This window comes from Clostridium oryzae (genome assembly GCF_002029235.1).
Taxonomy (GTDB): Bacteria; Bacillota; Clostridia; order Clostridiales; family Clostridiaceae; genus Clostridium_AE; species Clostridium_AE oryzae.
In genome coordinates, this window is record NZ_MZGV01000079.1 from 1 (window position 1) to 18,058 (window position 18,058).

At 33.7% G+C, this 18,058-nt stretch carries 15 protein-coding genes and 1 other RNA gene; 11 read left to right on the top strand and 5 right to left on the bottom strand.

What is annotated here, in order from left to right:
• The first annotated feature begins 190 nt into the window (after positions 1–190).
• From CLORY_RS20075 to ssrA, 10 genes are all read left to right on the top strand, one after another.
• Positions 191–1,237, top strand: a complete 1,047-nt coding sequence (locus tag CLORY_RS20075) for a sugar-binding transcriptional regulator (protein ID WP_079427885.1) — start codon at positions 191–193, stop codon at positions 1,235–1,237.
• Positions 1,238–1,327: 90 nt separating this feature from the next.
• Positions 1,328–2,332: a type I glyceraldehyde-3-phosphate dehydrogenase gene (gap, locus tag CLORY_RS20080; protein ID WP_079427887.1), complete on the top strand. Its 1,005-nt coding sequence runs from the start codon at positions 1,328–1,330 to the stop codon at positions 2,330–2,332.
• A gap of 123 nt (positions 2,333–2,455) precedes the next feature.
• Entirely contained in the window at positions 2,456–3,646 is a 1,191-nt protein-coding gene (locus CLORY_RS20085) for a phosphoglycerate kinase (RefSeq protein WP_079427890.1), read from the top strand.
• A gap of 91 nt (positions 3,647–3,737) precedes the next feature.
• Positions 3,738–4,481, top strand: a complete 744-nt coding sequence (tpiA, locus tag CLORY_RS20090) for a triose-phosphate isomerase (RefSeq protein ID WP_079427893.1) — start codon at positions 3,738–3,740, stop codon at positions 4,479–4,481.
• Positions 4,482–4,582: 101 nt separating this feature from the next.
• Positions 4,583–6,112 (top strand): 2,3-bisphosphoglycerate-independent phosphoglycerate mutase, encoded by a 1,530-nt coding sequence (gene gpmI / locus CLORY_RS20095; RefSeq protein WP_079427895.1) that lies wholly within the window; start codon positions 4,583–4,585, stop codon positions 6,110–6,112.
• A gap of 387 nt (positions 6,113–6,499) precedes the next feature.
• Positions 6,500–7,798 (top strand): phosphopyruvate hydratase, encoded by a 1,299-nt coding sequence (gene eno, locus CLORY_RS20100; protein ID WP_079427897.1) that lies wholly within the window; start codon positions 6,500–6,502, stop codon positions 7,796–7,798.
• Between the two features lie 242 nt (positions 7,799–8,040).
• Positions 8,041–8,271 (top strand): preprotein translocase subunit SecG, encoded by a 231-nt coding sequence (gene secG / locus CLORY_RS20105; protein ID WP_079427899.1) that lies wholly within the window; start codon positions 8,041–8,043, stop codon positions 8,269–8,271.
• A 427-nt stretch (positions 8,272–8,698) separates the two neighbouring features.
• Entirely contained in the window at positions 8,699–10,834 is a 2,136-nt protein-coding gene (gene rnr / locus CLORY_RS20110; protein WP_079427901.1) for a ribonuclease R, read from the top strand.
• A gap of 76 nt (positions 10,835–10,910) precedes the next feature.
• A complete protein-coding gene (gene smpB, locus CLORY_RS20115) occupies positions 10,911–11,378 on the top strand; it encodes an SsrA-binding protein SmpB (protein ID WP_079427903.1) in 468 nt (155 codons plus the stop codon).
• Between the two features lie 120 nt (positions 11,379–11,498).
• Positions 11,499–11,855, top strand: a transfer-messenger RNA (tmRNA) gene (gene ssrA / locus CLORY_RS20120).
• Between the two features lie 624 nt (positions 11,856–12,479).
• Here the strand turns inward: ssrA and CLORY_RS20125 are convergent.
• Complete coding sequence (locus CLORY_RS20125) at positions 12,480–13,571, bottom strand: ribose-phosphate pyrophosphokinase (RefSeq protein ID WP_079427905.1); 1,092 nt, start codon at positions 13,569–13,571, stop codon at positions 12,480–12,482.
• An 839-nt stretch (positions 13,572–14,410) separates the two neighbouring features.
• Between CLORY_RS20125 and CLORY_RS20130 the strand changes: the two genes are divergently transcribed.
• Entirely contained in the window at positions 14,411–15,085 is a 675-nt protein-coding gene (locus tag CLORY_RS20130) for an SGNH/GDSL hydrolase family protein (protein ID WP_079427907.1), read from the top strand.
• Positions 15,086–15,152: 67 nt separating this feature from the next.
• Here the strand turns inward: CLORY_RS20130 and CLORY_RS20135 are convergent, their stop codons facing one another.
• The 4 genes from CLORY_RS20135 to CLORY_RS20150 are packed head-to-tail and all read right to left on the bottom strand — an operon-like array spanning position 15,153 to position 17,513.
• Positions 15,153–15,830 carry a FadR/GntR family transcriptional regulator gene (locus tag CLORY_RS20135; RefSeq protein WP_079427909.1) on the bottom strand — a complete coding sequence of 226 codons (678 nt, stop codon included), beginning with the start codon at positions 15,828–15,830 and terminating at the stop codon, positions 15,153–15,155.
• A gap of 19 nt (positions 15,831–15,849) precedes the next feature.
• A complete protein-coding gene (locus CLORY_RS20140) occupies positions 15,850–16,440 on the bottom strand; it encodes a hypothetical protein (RefSeq protein WP_079427911.1) in 591 nt (196 codons plus the stop codon).
• A 21-nt stretch (positions 16,441–16,461) separates the two neighbouring features.
• Positions 16,462–17,166, bottom strand: coding sequence for an LrgB family protein (locus CLORY_RS20145; RefSeq protein ID WP_079427913.1), 705 nt, complete (start codon positions 17,164–17,166; stop codon positions 16,462–16,464).
• Positions 17,163–17,513: a CidA/LrgA family protein gene (locus tag CLORY_RS20150; protein WP_079427915.1), complete on the bottom strand. Its 351-nt coding sequence runs from the start codon at positions 17,511–17,513 to the stop codon at positions 17,163–17,165. Before CLORY_RS20150 ends, CLORY_RS20145 begins: the two co-directional genes overlap by 4 nt.
• Between the last annotated feature and the right edge of the window lie 545 nt (positions 17,514–18,058).

Below are 18,058 nucleotides of genomic sequence, written 5' to 3' on the forward strand. Positions count from 1 at the left end.
CTGAAATGTTGAATCTAATGAAAATACTAAATATTTTAGAGCTAGGTACGATACTATAAATGGCGAATTAATATTTTTTTAAATTTTTTTTATAAATACTATTTAAAAAATGAAGCAAGTAATTTATAATATAAGTTGTGGGACATAAAAAATTATGCTGGGACATGGTGTGACCAAAGGAGTGTTAGCTTTGGAAGAAATATTGAAACTACAGCAAAAGATTGTGCCTGAACTCATAGAACTTTTAGAGAAGAGATACAACATACTAAGGACTATCTATTATCATCAGCCTGTAGGAAGAAGGATACTAGCTAACAATCTCAACCTTGGCGAAAGAATAGTAAGGACAGAAATCAATTTCCTAAAATCAGCAAATTTAATAGAAGTAAGCACTCCGGGAATGACTGTGACGGAGGAAGGTGAAGATATAGTAGAAAAACTTAAAAGTTTCATTCATGAAATAAAAGGTTTGTCTTATATAGAATCACTTTTAGCTGAAAAGCTCAATATAAAAAGAGCTATTGTAGTTCCAGGAAATATGGATGAAGACAGCACAATAATTAAGGAATTAGGAAGAGCTGCTGCCAATCACATAAGAAGTATGATTAAAGATGATGACATAATAGCCTTGACAGGCGGTAGTACAATTAGAGAAGTTGTACAATGCATGCCTAAATTAAACAGCTTTAAAGATGTTCTCGTAGTACCAGCTAGGGGAGGCATGGGAAAAGATGTTGAAATTCAAGCTAATACATTAGCAGCTAGCTTTGCAAAAAAGATTGGTGCTGTTTATAAATTATTACATATACCCGATAATATAAGTGATAGGGCTCTAGATACTATGCTGAATGAGAAAGATATAAAAGACATAATTCACAGCATAAAGCGAGCTAATATACTTATATATGGAATAGGAAGAGCAGATCAAATGGCTCGTAGAAGAGGGGTAGAACCTGATAAACTGGATAAACTCAATGTTTTAGGAGCTGTAGGAGAGGCCTTTGGATGTTACTTTAACAGGAAGGGTGAAGTTGTTTACTTTACTCCCACTATAGGAATAAATAACAGCGATATAAGAACTATAAGGAATCCTGTGGCTGTGGCTGGAGGAAAGAATAAAGCTGAGGCTATAGTGGCTACTGAGAATGGTAATACTAGAGGAGTACTTATTACTGATGAAGGGGCAGCAAAGGAAGTATTAAAAATATTAAATGTGGACTTAGAAGTTGACTACTAATTTTTGCTGTAATTGATGTAATATTTATTAAAAAAAGGTTTATAAATATTTTTTATAAATATTTTATATAAAATTTTAGGAGGTAGTATAATGGCAAAAATAGCTATTAATGGTTTTGGAAGAATAGGAAGATTAGCTTTAAGAAGAATTCTTGAAGTACCTGGATTGGAAGTTGTTGCAATAAACGACTTAACTGATGCTAAAATGTTAGCACACTTATTCAAATATGATTCATCACAGGGAAGATTCAAGGGAGACATAGAAGTTAAAGAAGGAGCTTTCGTAGTAAACGGAAAAGAAATCAAAGTTTTTGCTGAAAAAGATCCTGAACAGTTACCTTGGGGAAAACTTGGAATAGATGTTGTTCTTGAGTGTACTGGTTTCTTCACAAAGAAAGAAAAAGCAGAAGCTCATGTAAGAGCAGGTGCTAAAAAAGTTGTTATATCAGCTCCAGCTGGAAATGATTTAAAGACAATAGTTTTCAATGTTAATAATGATGATCTTGATGGAACAGAAACAGTTATATCTGGTGCATCATGCACAACTAACTGCTTAGCTCCAATGGCTAAAGTATTAAATGATAAATTCGGAATAGAAAAAGGATTCATGACTACAGTTCATGCATTCACTAATGACCAGAATACATTAGATGGTCCACACAGAAAAGGAGATTTAAGAAGAGCTAGAGCTGCTGCTGTAAGTATCATCCCTAACTCAACTGGTGCTGCTAAAGCAATCGGTCAGGTTATTCCTGATTTAAAGGGAAAATTAGACGGAAATGCTCAAAGAGTTCCAGTTCCAACTGGTTCAATAACTGAATTAGTTTCAGTTCTTAAGAAGAATGTAACAGTTGAAGAAATAAATGCTGCTATGAAAGAAGCTGCTAATGAATCCTTCGGATATACTGAAGATGAAATAGTTTCAGCTGATGTTGTAGGAATTAACTATGGTTCATTATTCGATGCAACTTTAACAAAAGTTATCGATGTTAACGGATCACAATTAGTTAAGACAGCTGCTTGGTATGATAATGAAATGTCATACACTTCACAATTAGTTAGAACTTTAGAGTACTTTGCAAAAATTGCAAAATAGTTTGAAGTAATCAATTAATTTAAATATTTTTATGTAAAACATAGTAAAAAGGTCTAGTTTTATAGTTAAACGGCTATGAGGCTGGACCTTTTATAGGATATAAGAAAATATGAGGTGATAATAATGAGTTACAATAAAAAGACTATAGAAGACATAGATGTTAAAGGTAAAAGAGTTTTAGTAAGATGTGACTTCAACGTTCCTATGAAGGATGGAGTTATTACTGATGAAAACAGACTAAATGGAGCTCTTCCAACAATAAAATACTTAATTGAAAAAGGTGGAAAAGTAATACTTTGCTCACATTTAGGAAAAGCAAAAGGACCAGATCGAAAGCTTACATTAGCACCTGTTGCTAAGAGACTTGGAGAACTTTTAAATAAGGAAGTTGTTTTCGCAGCTGATGATGAGGTTGTTGGTGCTAATGCAAAAGCAGCTGTTGATAAGATGAAAGAGGGAGACGTTGTTCTTCTTGAGAATACTAGATTCAGAAAAGAAGAGGGAAAGAATGAAGAAACTTTCTCAAAGGATCTTGCATCTCTTGCTGATGTATATGTAAATGATGCATTTGGAACAGCTCATAGAGCTCACTGCTCAACAGTTGGAGTAACTCAATTTGTTCCTACTGCTGTTTGCGGATACTTAATTCAAAAGGAATTAAAGTTCTTAGGAGAAGCAGTTAATACTCCTGTAAGACCTTTCTGTGCAATACTTGGAGGAGCCAAGGTTGTAGATAAAATTGCTGTTATCAACAATCTTCTTGAGAAGGTTGATACACTTATAATTGGTGGTGGAATGGCTTATACATTCCTTAAAGCCCAAGGTTACAGTATAGGAAAGTCTCTTTTAGATGATGAGAGAGTAGAATATGCTAAGGAAATGATGGCTAAGGCTAAAGAAAAGGGAGTTGAACTTTTACTTCCTGTAGATAACAGAGTAGCTCCAGAATATGCAGATACAGATGCTGTAATAACTGAAGATGCCAATGTTCCAGATGGATACATGGGACTTGATATTGGACCTAAGAGTGAAAAATTATTTGCTGATGCTGTTAAAAAGGCAAAGACAGTAGTTTGGAACGGACCTATGGGTGTTGCTGAATTCAAAAACTTTGCTGCTGGTACTGTAGCAGTAGCGAAAGCCATGGCAGATAGCGACGCAACTACTGTAATTGGTGGCGGAGACAGTGCTGCTGCTGTAAATAATCTAGGTTTTGGAGATAAGATGACTCATATCTCAACTGGTGGTGGAGCATCACTTGAATTCTTGGAAGGAAAAGAACTTCCTGGAATAGCTGCATTAAATGATAAATAATAACTTAACAATATAATTGAGAAGGAATTCAGCTGAAGGCTGAATTTCTTCATTAGTAATAATAATTGATTTTTATGAGGAGGAACAATCAATGAGAAAACCAATAATAGCTGGAAACTGGAAAATGCATAATACAGTAGAGGAAGCGGTAAAGGCTGTAGAAGCTTTAAAACCTCTTGTAAAAGATGCAAAATGTGATGTCGTAATTTGTCCTACATTTGTATGCCTTGATGCAGTATTAAAGGCAGCAGCAGGAAGTAATATAAAAGTTGGAGCTCAAAACGTTTATTTTGAAGAAAAAGGAGCTTTCACTGGTGAAGTCGCACCTGGAATGCTTGAAGCTATGAAGGTTGATTATGTAATAATCGGGCATAGTGAAAGAAGACAGTACTTCAACGAAACTGACGAAAGTGTAAATAAGAAAATAAAGGCGGCTTTTGCTCATAATCTTATCCCAATACTATGCGTTGGTGAATCTTTAGAAGAAAGAGAAGCAAATGTAACTGAAGAAGTTATAGGGAAGCAGATAAAATTAGATCTTGCAGGATTGACTAAAGAGCAGGTTGAAAAAGTTGTAGTTGCTTATGAGCCAATCTGGGCAATTGGAACAGGAAAAACTGCTACTGCTGATCAAGCAAATGAAACAATTGCCTTCATAAGAAAATGCATAGCTAACTTATATGGAGCAGCTGCTGATAATACAAGAATTCAGTATGGCGGATCCGTAAAACCAGGAACAATAAAAGAGCAGATGTCAAAGTCTGATATAGACGGTGCATTAGTAGGAGGCGCAAGCTTAGTACCTGCTGATTTTGCTGCAATAGTTAATTTCTAATAAAAGATAAATAGTACTTATAATATACAGACAGCAAAATACCAGAAGTTATTTATCTATAAGAACTACCTAAAATACAGTAAATGGAGGGGTAAGCTATTATGACAAAGAAACCAGTAATGCTTATGATACTTGATGGTTTTGGACTAAGCGATAAGGTAGAAGGAAATGCTGTAAAAGCAGCTTCCAAACCTAACTTTGATAAATTATATGCATCATATCCTCATACACAGCTTGGAGCCAGCGGTCTTGATGTAGGACTTCCAGCAGGACAGATGGGAAACTCAGAAGTTGGACATTTAAACATCGGTGCAGGAAGAATAATATATCAGGAGCTTACTAGAATCACAAAAGCTATCGAGGATGGAGACTTTTTTGAAAACGAAAGTTTGAATTTTGCAGTAGATGAAGCTAAAAAGAATGGAACAGCGTTACATCTTTTGGGACTTCTTTCAAATGGCGGAGTTCACTCTCATATAGAACATCTTAAAGGACTTTTGAAATTAGCTAAGAAAAAGGGCTTGGAAAAGGTATATCTTCATGCATTTATGGATGGAAGAGATGTTCCGCCTTCTTCTGGTAAAGACTTTGTAGTTGAGATAGAGAATGCTATGAAGGAAATTGGCTGCGGCAAGGTCGCAACTATAAGCGGAAGATATTATGCTATGGATAGAGATAATCGTTGGGAGAGAGTACAGCTTGCATATAATGCTATGGTACTTGGAAAAGGAAACACTGCAACTACTGCTGTAGAAGCTATGGATAAATCTTACGCTGACGGAAAAACAGATGAATTTGTTGTACCAACTGTAATAGAAGAAAATGGTCTGCCTACTGCCAAGATTCAAAATGGCGATTCAGTAATATTCTTCAATTTCAGACCTGATAGAGCAAGAGAAATAACAAGAGCAATAAATGATAAAGAGTTTAGTGGTTTTGAAAGAGAAACTTTGAACCTTAATTATATCACTATGACTCAATATGATAAGACTATAGAAGGAGTAAAGGTTTCTTATCCTCCTCAGTCCTATACAAACACTCTGGGGGAATATGTAAGTAAGCTTGGAAAGAATCAGCTTAGAATAGCTGAAACTGAAAAATATGCTCACGTTACTTTCTTCTTTAATGGTGGTGTTGAAGCTCCAAATCCAGGAGAAGATAGGGCTCTTATACCATCACCTAAAGTAGCAACTTATGATTTAAAACCTGAGATGAGTGCATATGAAGTAACTGAAGAAGTATTAAAGAGACTTGATACTGACACTTACGATATGGTTATATTAAATTTTGCTAATCCTGATATGGTTGGACATACAGGAGTTTTTGATGCAGCTAAAGCTGCAATAGAAGCAGTAGATAAGTGTCTTGGTAAAGTTGCAGATAAGATTCTAGCAAAAGATGGATCACTATTTATAACTGCGGATCACGGAAATGCGGAGCAAATGGTAGATTATGAGACAGGAAATCCTATGACTGCTCATACTACAGGACCTGTACCTTTCTTATATGTTGCTAAAGATGCAAAGCCAATGAGAGATGGTGGAAAGCTTAGCGATATAGCTCCTACAATGCTTCAGGCAATGGGACTTGAGCAGCCTAAGGAAATGACAGGAAAAACATTAATCAAATAAGATTGAATGGATTAGTAGAAAATACAAAAAAGATTCAGCCTTTTGGCTGGATCTTTTTTTGTCTAGGATAGTATAGATTTTTGCATATTTTACTTTTTTTCCTTAAGTACCTTGCATTGGAAAAGATAGTGTTGTATAATTTAATAAAGAATAGTTATTAATTAATTATTTTTTTTATGAAGAAAAATGTATAGAATAATCAATAAAAATAATAAAATATGATAAATTAAGTTTTTTTATGGATATACTAATCATATAGTCTCATATACAGAGTTATTAAACTCAAAAACAAATATCTTTTGAAAGGGGTGAATAAGCTTGATTTACTGCATATAATGCGGCATCTTAATGATAAATTAAGGTGAAATATTAAATCGAGCGCTTAGTATGAAAAATTATGTAGAGATTACAGATGTGTTCGCAAGACAAGTACTGGATTCAAGAGCATTTCCAACAGTTGAGGTTGAAGTAACTTTGGATGAGGGAACAGTTGGAAGAGCTGCAGTACCTTCAGGAGCTTCGACTGGAATGTTTGAAGCAGTGGAATTGAGAGACGGAGATACCAGTAAATATAATGGAAAAGGAGTGCTTAAGGCTGTAGATAATGTAAACAGTATAATCGCTGAAGAACTTATTGGTATGAATGTTTTTGATCAGACAATAATCGATAAAACTCTTATTGATTTGGATGGAACTGAAAACAAATCAAAATTAGGTGCAAATGCAACCTTAGGAGTATCCCTTGCTATTGCAAGAGCTGCCGCTGCTTATCTTGAGATTCCTTTATATCAATACATAGGAGGAGTAAATGCAAAGGTACTTCCTGTACCTATGATGAATATTTTAAATGGCGGTAAACATGCTGATAATAATGTAGACTTGCAGGAGTTTATGATAATGCCAGCAGGCGCACAGAGCTTTAGTGATGCATTAAGAATGTGTGCTGAAGTTTATCATACATTGAAAGGAACTCTTAGAGAAAAAGGATATGAAACTGGTGTGGGTGATGAAGGTGGATTTGCACCTAATTTACAATCAAACGAAGAAGCAATAAAAGTAATTGTTGAAGCTATAGAAAAGACTGGATATACTCCAGGAAAAGATATTTTTATAGCATTAGATCCTGCATCTTCTGAATTTTATGAGAATGGAAAATACAACCTGAAAGGAGAAGGAAAGCTGTTTACGTCGGAAGAAATGGCAGATTACTATGTTGATTTAGTAAATAGGTATCCAATAATATCCATTGAAGACGGTATGGCAGAGGAAGACTGGGATGGATGGAAGCTTATCACTGATAAATTAGGCAGCAGAATTCAGCTTGTTGGTGATGATCTCTTCGTAACTAATACAAAGAGATTGGAGAAAGGGATAAATCTTGGTGTAGCTAACTCAATACTTATAAAGCTCAATCAGATTGGAACCTTAACTGAGACATTAAATGCTATAGAAACAGCTGAAAGAGCAGGATACACTGCAGTAATTTCACATAGATCTGGAGAGACTGAAGATACAACAATTGCAGATCTAGTAGTTGCAGTTAATGCAGGACAGATAAAGACAGGAGCTCCAGCAAGAAGTGAAAGAGTTGCAAAATATAATCAGCTACTTAGAATCGAAGAAGAGCTTCTAGATATAGCTGAATACAGAGGACTTAATTCCTTCTACAATGTGAAGAGCAAATAATTCATATAAAGCTTAAGGATGGAAAAGTGATTGAACAAGCGTTTTATGGCTTACTGAAATCACTTTTCCTCTTTTTTACTCAGGAAATTTACATGAAATTCGTGCTACAAGTGCTTAATGAACGGATCAATCTCCGTAGTGCCACAACATTTCTTTTTTTATATATGGTATTGCTATTTTAAGGGAATATATGTTACAATAACAATTGTACGACTATTTCCGTTGCTGGGAGGTGCAGTAGATTGCATACATTTTTGTTAGTTTTAGAAATACTATTTTCCATTGCTATTATTGTAGTTGTTTTAATGCAGCCAAGTAAAGCTGATGGATTAAAAGCATTGATGTCAGGTAATTCAGATACATTCTTTTCAAAGAATAAAGCCCGTACTAAAGAGGTTATGTTAGCAAGAACAACTGTAATTCTTGCAGTAGTATTAGCTGTTGTTACTATGTTACTCGATTTAATAAAGTAGCTATTTTAATTTATTAGTACGTAGTGTATCAATATACATATAATATTTAGATTTACACTATAAAGGCAAGGTAAAATGCTGATTCATGTGATAAGAGTATTTCTGCACATATCAGCATTATTTTTTTACTTAATTATATTTAAAAGTTAGGTGTGTACATAAATATATTTTTATAATAGAAAAAGCCTGCTGTTAATATGAAATATAACGATAGTACAGTTTTGTTACATTGAGAGAATACAAAAATAGCAGGTGTTATTTGTATTTCAACATATGGGCATAATATTTATTAGCCTATGAACAGAATACAGACACAACTAGATTATATGCAACTGAGTTATGCCGTAAATAAAGATGAAACTGAAAATGACATGATGAGAAAGGAAGTGAGTATTTAGTGATATGAAGATATCGCTAGAGAGAAAATATGAATATTAGAGAAAATATAATGGAGTTTATGAGAGATACAAATTATAAGCCTATGGATGTATTTGAGCTTGGAGAAGCTTTTGGGATTAATAGAGAAGACGTAAAACTTTTAAAGAAGACTTTAAAGTCTATGGAAAAGGAAGGCGTATTAGTTAGAAATAAACAAGACAAATATGGACTTATAGACATAGTTGGAGTTATGAAGGGGAAGTTTCAAGGAAATCAGAGAGGCTTTGGCTTTGTTATCTGTGATGAAGAGGTACCAGATATATTTATACCTGCTAATGCTACAAAGGACGCTATGAACGGTGATAGAGTTATGGCTAAAATAACTAGGGAAGGAGGTAACGGAAGAAAGTGCGAAGGAGAGATTATAAAGGTACTGGAAAGAGCAAATAAAACCATCGTAGGTGTTTACCAAGACAGCAAGAATTTTGGCTTTGTAGTTGCAGATGATAAGAAAGTTTTTAATGATATTTTTATACCTAAAGATTTGAAGAACGGTGCTGAAAATGACGATGTTGTTATGGTTGAGATTACTCAATGGCCTGGCAAGAACAAAAATCCCGAAGGAAAAATTGTGGAGGTTTTAGGTAAAAAAGGTGATGCTGGCGTTGATATACTAACGATTATAAGGAAACATCATTTACCTGAGGAATTTCCAGAAAAGGTAGAGAGATTTGCAGCAAATATCGATGAAGAAATACCTGAAAGTGAATATGCGAGAAGAAGAAACCTGACAGAGGTTAAAATGGTTACAATAGACGGGGAAGATGCTAAGGATCTTGACGATGCTGTATCCATTGAGCTTATGGAAAACGGAAACTATAAGCTGGGAGTGCATATAGCAGATGTATCTAACTATGTTCGCGAAAAGAATCCGCTAGATAAAGAAGCACTTAAAAGAGGAACTTCAGTATATCTCTTAGACAGGGTAGTGCCGATGCTGCCTAAGAAACTTTCCAATGGAATCTGCAGCTTAAACCCCAAGGTTGATAGATTGGCATTAAGCTGCATGATGGAGATAGATGGCAAAGGTAAGGTGCTAAATTATGAAGTGTTTGAAAGCATCATAAGAACAAACGAAAGAATGACCTATAGAGATGTCAGCGATATTCTTAAAGGTGAGGACAAAGAGCTTATAAAGAGATATGATTATTTATATGAAGATTTCAAACTGATGGAAAAGCTTTGTAGAATACTAAATAAGAAGAGAATGGACAGAGGAGCTATAGACTTTGATTTTGCAGAGGCTAAAATAGAACTGGACGAGAACGGAAAACCAGTGGATATACGGCCTTACGATAGAGGAATATCTAATAGGATTATAGAAGAATTCATGCTAGTTTGCAATGAAACGATAGCTGAATATATGTTTTGGGCTAATGTACCATTTGTATATAGAGTACATGAAAACCCAGATGAAGAGAAACTGCAGCATTTTTATGAATTTATATTTAATTTAGGATATACTTTCAGACATACTAAGGAAGTGCATCCAGCTAATTTTCAACATATATTAGAACAAGTAAAAGGTAAGAAGGAAGAGACTGTTGTAAACACACTCCTGCTAAGGTCTATGATGCAGGCGAGATATTCACCAGAGTCTCTTGGACACTTTGGACTTGCAGCACAGTATTACTGCCACTTTACATCACCTATTAGAAGATATCCGGATCTTATAATTCACAGGATCATCAAAGAGTATATAAATGGGAAAATGACTGAAGAGAGAATGGCTAAACTTGCTACTCTTGTAGCTTACGCATCAGTACAATCTTCTGAAACTGAGAGAGCTGCACAGGAAGCTGAAAGAGAAGTGGATGATCTTAAGAAGGCTGAATATATGGCTGACAGAATAGGAGAAGTATATGAAGGTATAATATCCTCTGTAACTTCCTTTGGCTTCTTTGTGGAGCTGCCTAATACTGTAGAGGGTCTCGTACACATGAATGATCTTGAGGATGACTACTATAATTATGATGAGAAACATCTAAGCCTTATTGGCGAGAGACTTAAGAAAGTGTATAAGTTGGGAGAAGCGGTTACTATTCAAGTAGATAGAGTAGATATAGATAACAGAGAAGTGTATTTTAAGTTATACGAGGCTGAAGATGATTTGGAAAATGAATAGAAGCCTATGGATTAATTGACATAGGATACTAATTATTATATAATTAGTATCCATGTTAATGTTAGGAGTGTTAAGTATGGCAAAGCAATCAGGAACAAAGACGTTGGCTGAAAATAGAAAAGCAAGGCATGATTATTTTATAGAGGAAACCTTTGAAGCAGGAATAGTTCTTGTAGGTACTGAGGTTAAATCAGTAAGGCGTGGAAGAGCGAATCTGAAGGACAGCTATGCAGACATAATGAACAGTGAAATATTTGTTAAGAATCTGCATATCAGTCCTTATGAAATGGGAAATATATTTAATGTAGATCCATTAAGACCAAGAAAGCTTCTTATGCATAAGGAAGAAATAAAAAGACTTATAGGTTTTACTGCTCAAAAAGGTTATACCCTGGTACCGCTTTCTTTGTATTTAAAGAATGGACGCGTTAAGGTTAGTCTTGCTATAGCTAAAGGTAAGAAAGACTATGATAAGAGAGATTCTATGCTTGAAAAGGCTGCCAAGAGAGATATCGATAGACAAATGAAAGAAAGAAATAGATAGACATGTAATTTTTATTTTATCGAATTTTGGGTTGCTTAATTTTTTATAATAGTGTATTATAGTGTTACAATAAGTTTTGCGTTAGTTTGTACTTTTCGTTAGGTACAGCTCCTATAATAAGGGGGCGTACTGGTTTCGACGGGGGTAAGACGTGTTTAGGAAGCGAGTCGAAGGTTCTCGGGCCTGCGTTAAAAAACTGAGAATTAAATATAAACGCAAACGAAAATAATAATTTAGCTTTAGCAGCTTAGTCTGCTAGCCGTCAGCCCATGAGTCCCGCGGCATGGAGTCTGGCGTCGATAGCGGGGAAACGAGCCTAGGAAAGCTTTGACCTAGGAACGGAATTTATGAAGCTACTGAAGTCAGAAGCTTGTCTTTCGGCGTCTGATAGAGGGAATGTTAAAAGAGAGACTGCACTCGGAGATGCTTAGGCATTGCTGCTTTCGGACAGGGGTTCGATTCCCCTCGCCTCCATTGAGGAAATACACCACTTTTATAGTGGTGTTTTTTAGTCTCTAGGAATTTATGTTTTTGGATAATGTTAAGATATACTTTTGCTAAAAGTAAGAAAGATAATCATTAAATAAAGAAACGGTAATATATTTTGAAGTTAATGAATTAAGAGAAGAAGGCAACGGAAGCAATATAATAAAAGTATTTTGTGAATATTAAGAGTTAGGGCATAGGAAATGTTTACAGTCGGGGTTATCTAAGCACGCTCATTATCATTAGCAGATAACCCGTTAAAGGCCATTTAAGCCTTTAACCAACGGAGATATAGAGTGAATTTAGCAATTGTCAGCAAATTTTATGTAAATTTTCGTTAAGATTAGGGCAGTGTTTGAGGCGTAGCCGAGTTTGCTCTAATTAGGAGATTTACATAAAGTGTATGTGTTACTAAAAGAATGTAACTATATTATATATGAAGTAATATGAAAATAGCTCTTAAGAAAATACTAATAAACCAATAAACAAGAAAAATAATTTGGGAGAAGAAATATAGAGAATAATGCTTTGTAAATGCATAGAGCCGGCATAGGGAAGGAAGTGGTTGGAGGAGGCATTTTCCAGCCGACGGAAATCACTTCCTCCTCCCCTTTTTTACTTATTTAATAAATTGTGTATTATTCTTGTTGCATCCATATATTTTGCAATGGATTTATCATAATTTAATCTATTTATTATTCTAGCAGTAAGCTCGGATAAATCAACAGATTTAAACCATTTTGAATCCTTTAATCTTTGAGGAATATAAGTCAAATTAGTTGAATATATTCTTGATATTAACCCTTCTTTATGAGCCTTATCAAATTTTTCAAATCCCTCTGTAAAGAAAGCAAAAGTTGCTGCGACAAATACATTTTGAGCATTTCTCTTTTTTAACTCTCTTGCAATATCAAGAACTGATTCGCCTGATGCTATCATATCATCAACAATTAAAACATCCTTACCTTCGACAGATCTTCCCATATATTCATGCTGAACAATTGGATTCTTACCATTAACTATTGTAGAATGATCTCTTCTCTTGTAGAATAATCCAACATCAACTCCTAAAGCACTAGAGTAATAAATTGCTCTATCCATTGCTCCAGTATCAGGGCTTATTACAAGCAGCTTTTCTTTGTCCAAATGCAAAGATGGTTCGTTGGATATTATTCCTTTTACTATATCATAAGTTGGATATATGTTTTCAAAGGATAATAGTGGGGTAGCATTTTGAATGTTAGGATCGTGAACATCGAAAGTAATGATTCCTTCGACCCCTAACCTTTCAAGCTCTTGAAGTGCCAAGGCACAATCTAAGGACTCTCTTCCTTTACGTCTGTGCTGTCTTGATTCATATAAAAGAGGCATTATTACAGTAATACGAGATGCTTTTCCCCTAATTGCAGCTACTGTTCTCTTTATGTCCTGGAAATGTTCATCAGGCCCTTTGTGATTTTCGATTCCAAACATTTTATAAGTACAGCTGTAGTTCCCAACATCACATAAAATGTAAATGTCCTTTCCTCTAACAGATTCAGAGATTTTAACTTTTCCTTCTCCATTAGAAAACCTAATTTCATTAATTGGTATTAAATATGATTCAGTAGAATTTCTAGTTGTTTTGATATACCGGTCTATAGCATTACCTAATTCCTTACAGCTTTCTAATGCTATAATTCCAAGTTCATGATTTGATTGATTCATTTGCATTCACCTTTTTTATTATTTTATATAAATGTATACAAAATGCGATAAAGTTCTTATATTGTGACTTCTAAAATATCACTGTTAAAGATATGTGACATTCAAATATTTTAGAAAATAGAATATAATTGAACTTTCGCAATTTATGCAGATGGTATTATAAAAAAACCAAACAAATTAAGTATAACGTAAAATATTATATTTATGAATATGTAAATTGAAATTTCTAAAAAAATTTGAGTTTTTTATGCTATAATTTTACTTTTTTGCTGTTATTTTTTAAATAAGTACCCAAATCGATAATATTAAATAAGTATCCTTGGTTAATAGCAAGTTATTTCTGCGATTATAAAAAAAATATATTCTCTTTATATATTTTTCAAATTGTTCAATTTATTTATAACTTCCTCATAATAACAAATAATTCGGCAAATTTTGGCTTGTAAATACTGCCGGCTATACTTTCAAAGATGGAAAACAGCTCTAAATATTCATTTCTGCGTTCCAATATAGAATTTCAACAATTAATTGAAGAGTATCGTGCATAATGCTGAACATTAGAAAGAGCTACCGTGGTGTCTGTTTTTAGACGTATGAAACAGTAATGCTTTTTAATTAAGAAGTATAAAAAATGCCATGTTAATAAGTATGACAAATGTTGTATAATAAAATAAAAAGTATATTTGGTGAATTGTATTTGTTGTTATCTTGTTAGCTACTGCGAGATTTCATAAGGCAAAATAGGAATAAAAAGATGATGCATTGTGTGCAGAGATATATTGATTGATATATTAGAGAAGTTAAAGTGTAGTATATTAAAAATGTTAGGAGTGAATGTTATGACTAAGTCTACTTATAAGATACTTTTTATTGGAAATAGCCATACCTACTATAATGATATGGCATATATGCTGCAATATTTGTCTGAGCAATCGGATTCAAGTCATCGGATTGAGCCTGTAATGATTGCACATCCAGGAAAAAGTTTAGGGGAACATAAGGTAGAACCAGAAATTAGGTTCAACATTCTTTATGGGAACTATGATTTTATAGTTTTACAGCAGGTAGCACATCCTTTTAAAGGCGGGAAGGAAGCGCTGATTCGAGATGGAAAAGAGATTTATGAATTTATTAAGCAGACTCAGGCAACGCCTATTACTTATATGACTTGGGCAGAGAAAGATAAGCCGGAAAATCAAAAGCCAATGACAGAAGCTTACATAGAATTTGCAAAGGAAATCCATGGACTGCTTTGTCCAGTAGGGATGGCTTGGCAGAATGCTATTGCTTCAAATCCAGACTTAGAGTTATACGATGCTGATTATGAACATGCGAACCCTGTTGGTTCTTATTTGGTTGCTTGTACTTTTTATAGTGCAATATTGAAGAAGAGCCCTTTAGGTTTACCAAATGTAATCAAAGTAAATGGCAAAGTGCTGCATGAAATTCCGGCAAAGGAAGCAGAATTTATTCAAAAAGTTGTTTGGAATACAGTAACAGGAATAGGAAAGTAGAGTAAATAACCTTTTACGAAAGTAAAAATAGAAACATATAAAAAATATCCTTGCAGAAGGAAATAGTTTATCTTCCGCAGGGATTGATCAATTCTAGGTGCTTTCTTACAGCAGCAGCAGTTGCCTCAGCATCATGAAGTTTTAAAGCTTTCCATATTTCTTGGTGTTGGGTTTTAACAATTGTCTTGTTAAGCATATGAATTTTAGAATTTTCAATGTATTTCTCGATTAAAGAAGATATCGAAAACATTATAGTTGCAATTAAAGGATTGCCGGAAGCTTGGGCTACTATATAATGAAATTTTTTATCTAATGAAGCACAAAGTTCAGCGTCTGAAGTATTATTTAATGAGTCCATTATATCAGCTAATTCAGTAAGCTGGCTCTCTGTAATATTCTTGGCCGCGAGAGCAGCTGCTTCAGGTTCTATTATTTTTCTGAGTTCATAAACATTTTCACTGTTACTTCCAAGAAGTAAAAAAACAATAGATAAAGGTTCAAGTAAACTATTCTTAAAATTTTGATTGATAAAATTACCTTCACCATGTCTTGATTCGATAAGCCCAAGAGTCTGTAATGCCTTTAGAGCTTCTCTAATAGACGATCGGCTAACCTGAAGTTTATCACATAATTCTCTTTCTGAGGGCAACTTATCACCACTCTTTAATTCACCTTTTATAACAATATCTTTTATTTGTTCCATTACGATTTCATATATTTTTGTGCTTTTTACTGGAATTAACATTATACCTTCCTCTCAAAAATCAGCTTTTTGTTTTTTCGGATAAATATTTAAGCAAATCATCATAATTTTTTTCTGCTAACGGCTTTCTTTCTTTCAAACTCCTTATTTTATCATTATGCAGCTCAATGTTTTTTTTGAAATTTTCCAACGTGTTAATGATAGCAGTTTTAAAAAGAGGGATAGTATCAATTATCTTTTTTATTCCATATACATACTCATCATCACTTATATTAAAACATTGAAATAATCCTGATGTTAATCTTCCGTCAGAAAATATGTAAATATATCTATCACGCATTTCATCAGATAAGTCGACTTCAATTTTATGCTTATACAATCTAAAGATGACATCATTCTTTTTAACAAAAATAGGGAATATGCTAGAAAAGAGCATTACTATACTGTTATCTCCTTCACTAACAAATCCAGAAAAATCATTTTCATTAAGTTTCATTACAATTTCATTAGTAAATATACTGTCTTTTATTTTATTAGCGAGTTTTACCTTTAATCTTTGCTCCTTTTCTTCAATTAATAAGTTATCAATAGAATTAAATAGTTTATTGAGGGTATGTACTTTTTTAGTTGAATTATTTTCTTTATCAGACATCTTAAAATCTCCTTAAATGGTTTATTTAAAAAATGTTGAAAATAAATTCCAGAGTGCAGGCGCTATGATTACTGTGATAATTCCTGAAATAGCAATAGTCACGCTGCTCATTGCACCTTCTGTTTCGCCAATTTCCATAGCTTTAGCAGTCCCGACAGCATGTGATGCACTACCCATAGCTATCCCCATAGCAACTTTATCATTTATCTTCAATATTCTATTTAGAAATGGTCCAATAATAGAACCTAGTATTCCGGTAATGATTATTGCAACTACAGCTATTGAAGGAAGTCCGCCTATTTGATTGGCTAATGCCATACCTATAGGTGTTGTTATAGATTTAGGTATTAAGGATTTTGTAAGCTGGTCTGAAAGATTAAATAGCTTTGAAAGTGTAATTACACAAAGCATTCCAGATACAGCACCACATAAAATACCAGCTAGTATAGGTAAAGCATTTTCTTTGAATAACGAAAATTTTTTATACAAAGGTAATGCTAGAGCTACAGTCGCTGGGGCTAAAAAGAAAGAAATAATCTGACCCCCATGATTATAGTTTGCATAGTTTATATGAAATTTCATTAAAAATGCAATTAAGATTATTATTGCAATAAGCAGCGGATTGAAAATTGACAACTTTAATTTTTCCTTGATAAAAGAACCTATTTCGTAGGCCATTAGAGATGCTAATACGCCGAAAACAGGTGAATTAAGTACATCCTTCATCTTGCACACACCTTTCTTAAAAACTTAACTACATGAGCAGTTACAATCCAGACGACTAAAGTGGAGATTAGAATTATAACAGAAAAAGCTATTATTTTACCTTTAAGTAACCCGAAAGATGTCATCAAACCGACACCAGCAGGAATAAATAAAAATGACATGTGGGATATCAATACATCGCAAATGTCTTCGATCATTTCAATTTTAACTATTCCAGAATATAAAGCTAAAAAGAGTATGATCAATCCTAAAACTGTGCCTGGTATAGGCAGTTTAAAAATTGTTTGCAGCAACACCCCTATAAAATATGCAGTAAGAATTATCATTAGTTGTTTTAAATACTTCAAAAGATTGCCCCCCTTAAATATAAATAACTGGTATAGTGGTCAGACCAGTTATTTATTAATATATCATACAATATTTATTAATTCAACGTAGATTGTGCTTCAGTTCATATTGTTTACATGGTTTTACATATAAAAAGCTTTTAGATGTAATACAATAATGGATTATAACAGAACAGGATAATTTATACTGATCACTAAAAGAATTTGAAGGTTTTGCTCTAACAGCTGAAATTTGAAGAATATGTACAAAAATTTGTAAATGTATACAGCAAGTAGTAATAATAGTGCCATTATAATTATATTATTTTAGTAATAAAAGTTTTATAATAAATTAAAAGATAGTGTAAAGTTTGCTATGAAAAAAATTTAGAGAAGAAAAGTAAGATTGAAAAGCGAAAAAGAAGAAAAAAAGCAAGGAAAAATAGGTAGGAGGAAGAAGTCGCCACCCTTGACAGCATGACAAATTAATGCAGTGAGGAAAGTATTAACGGCGAAGGAACTCAAAAACAGAGAGATATAACCGTCAATATCACAGCATTGTAGCA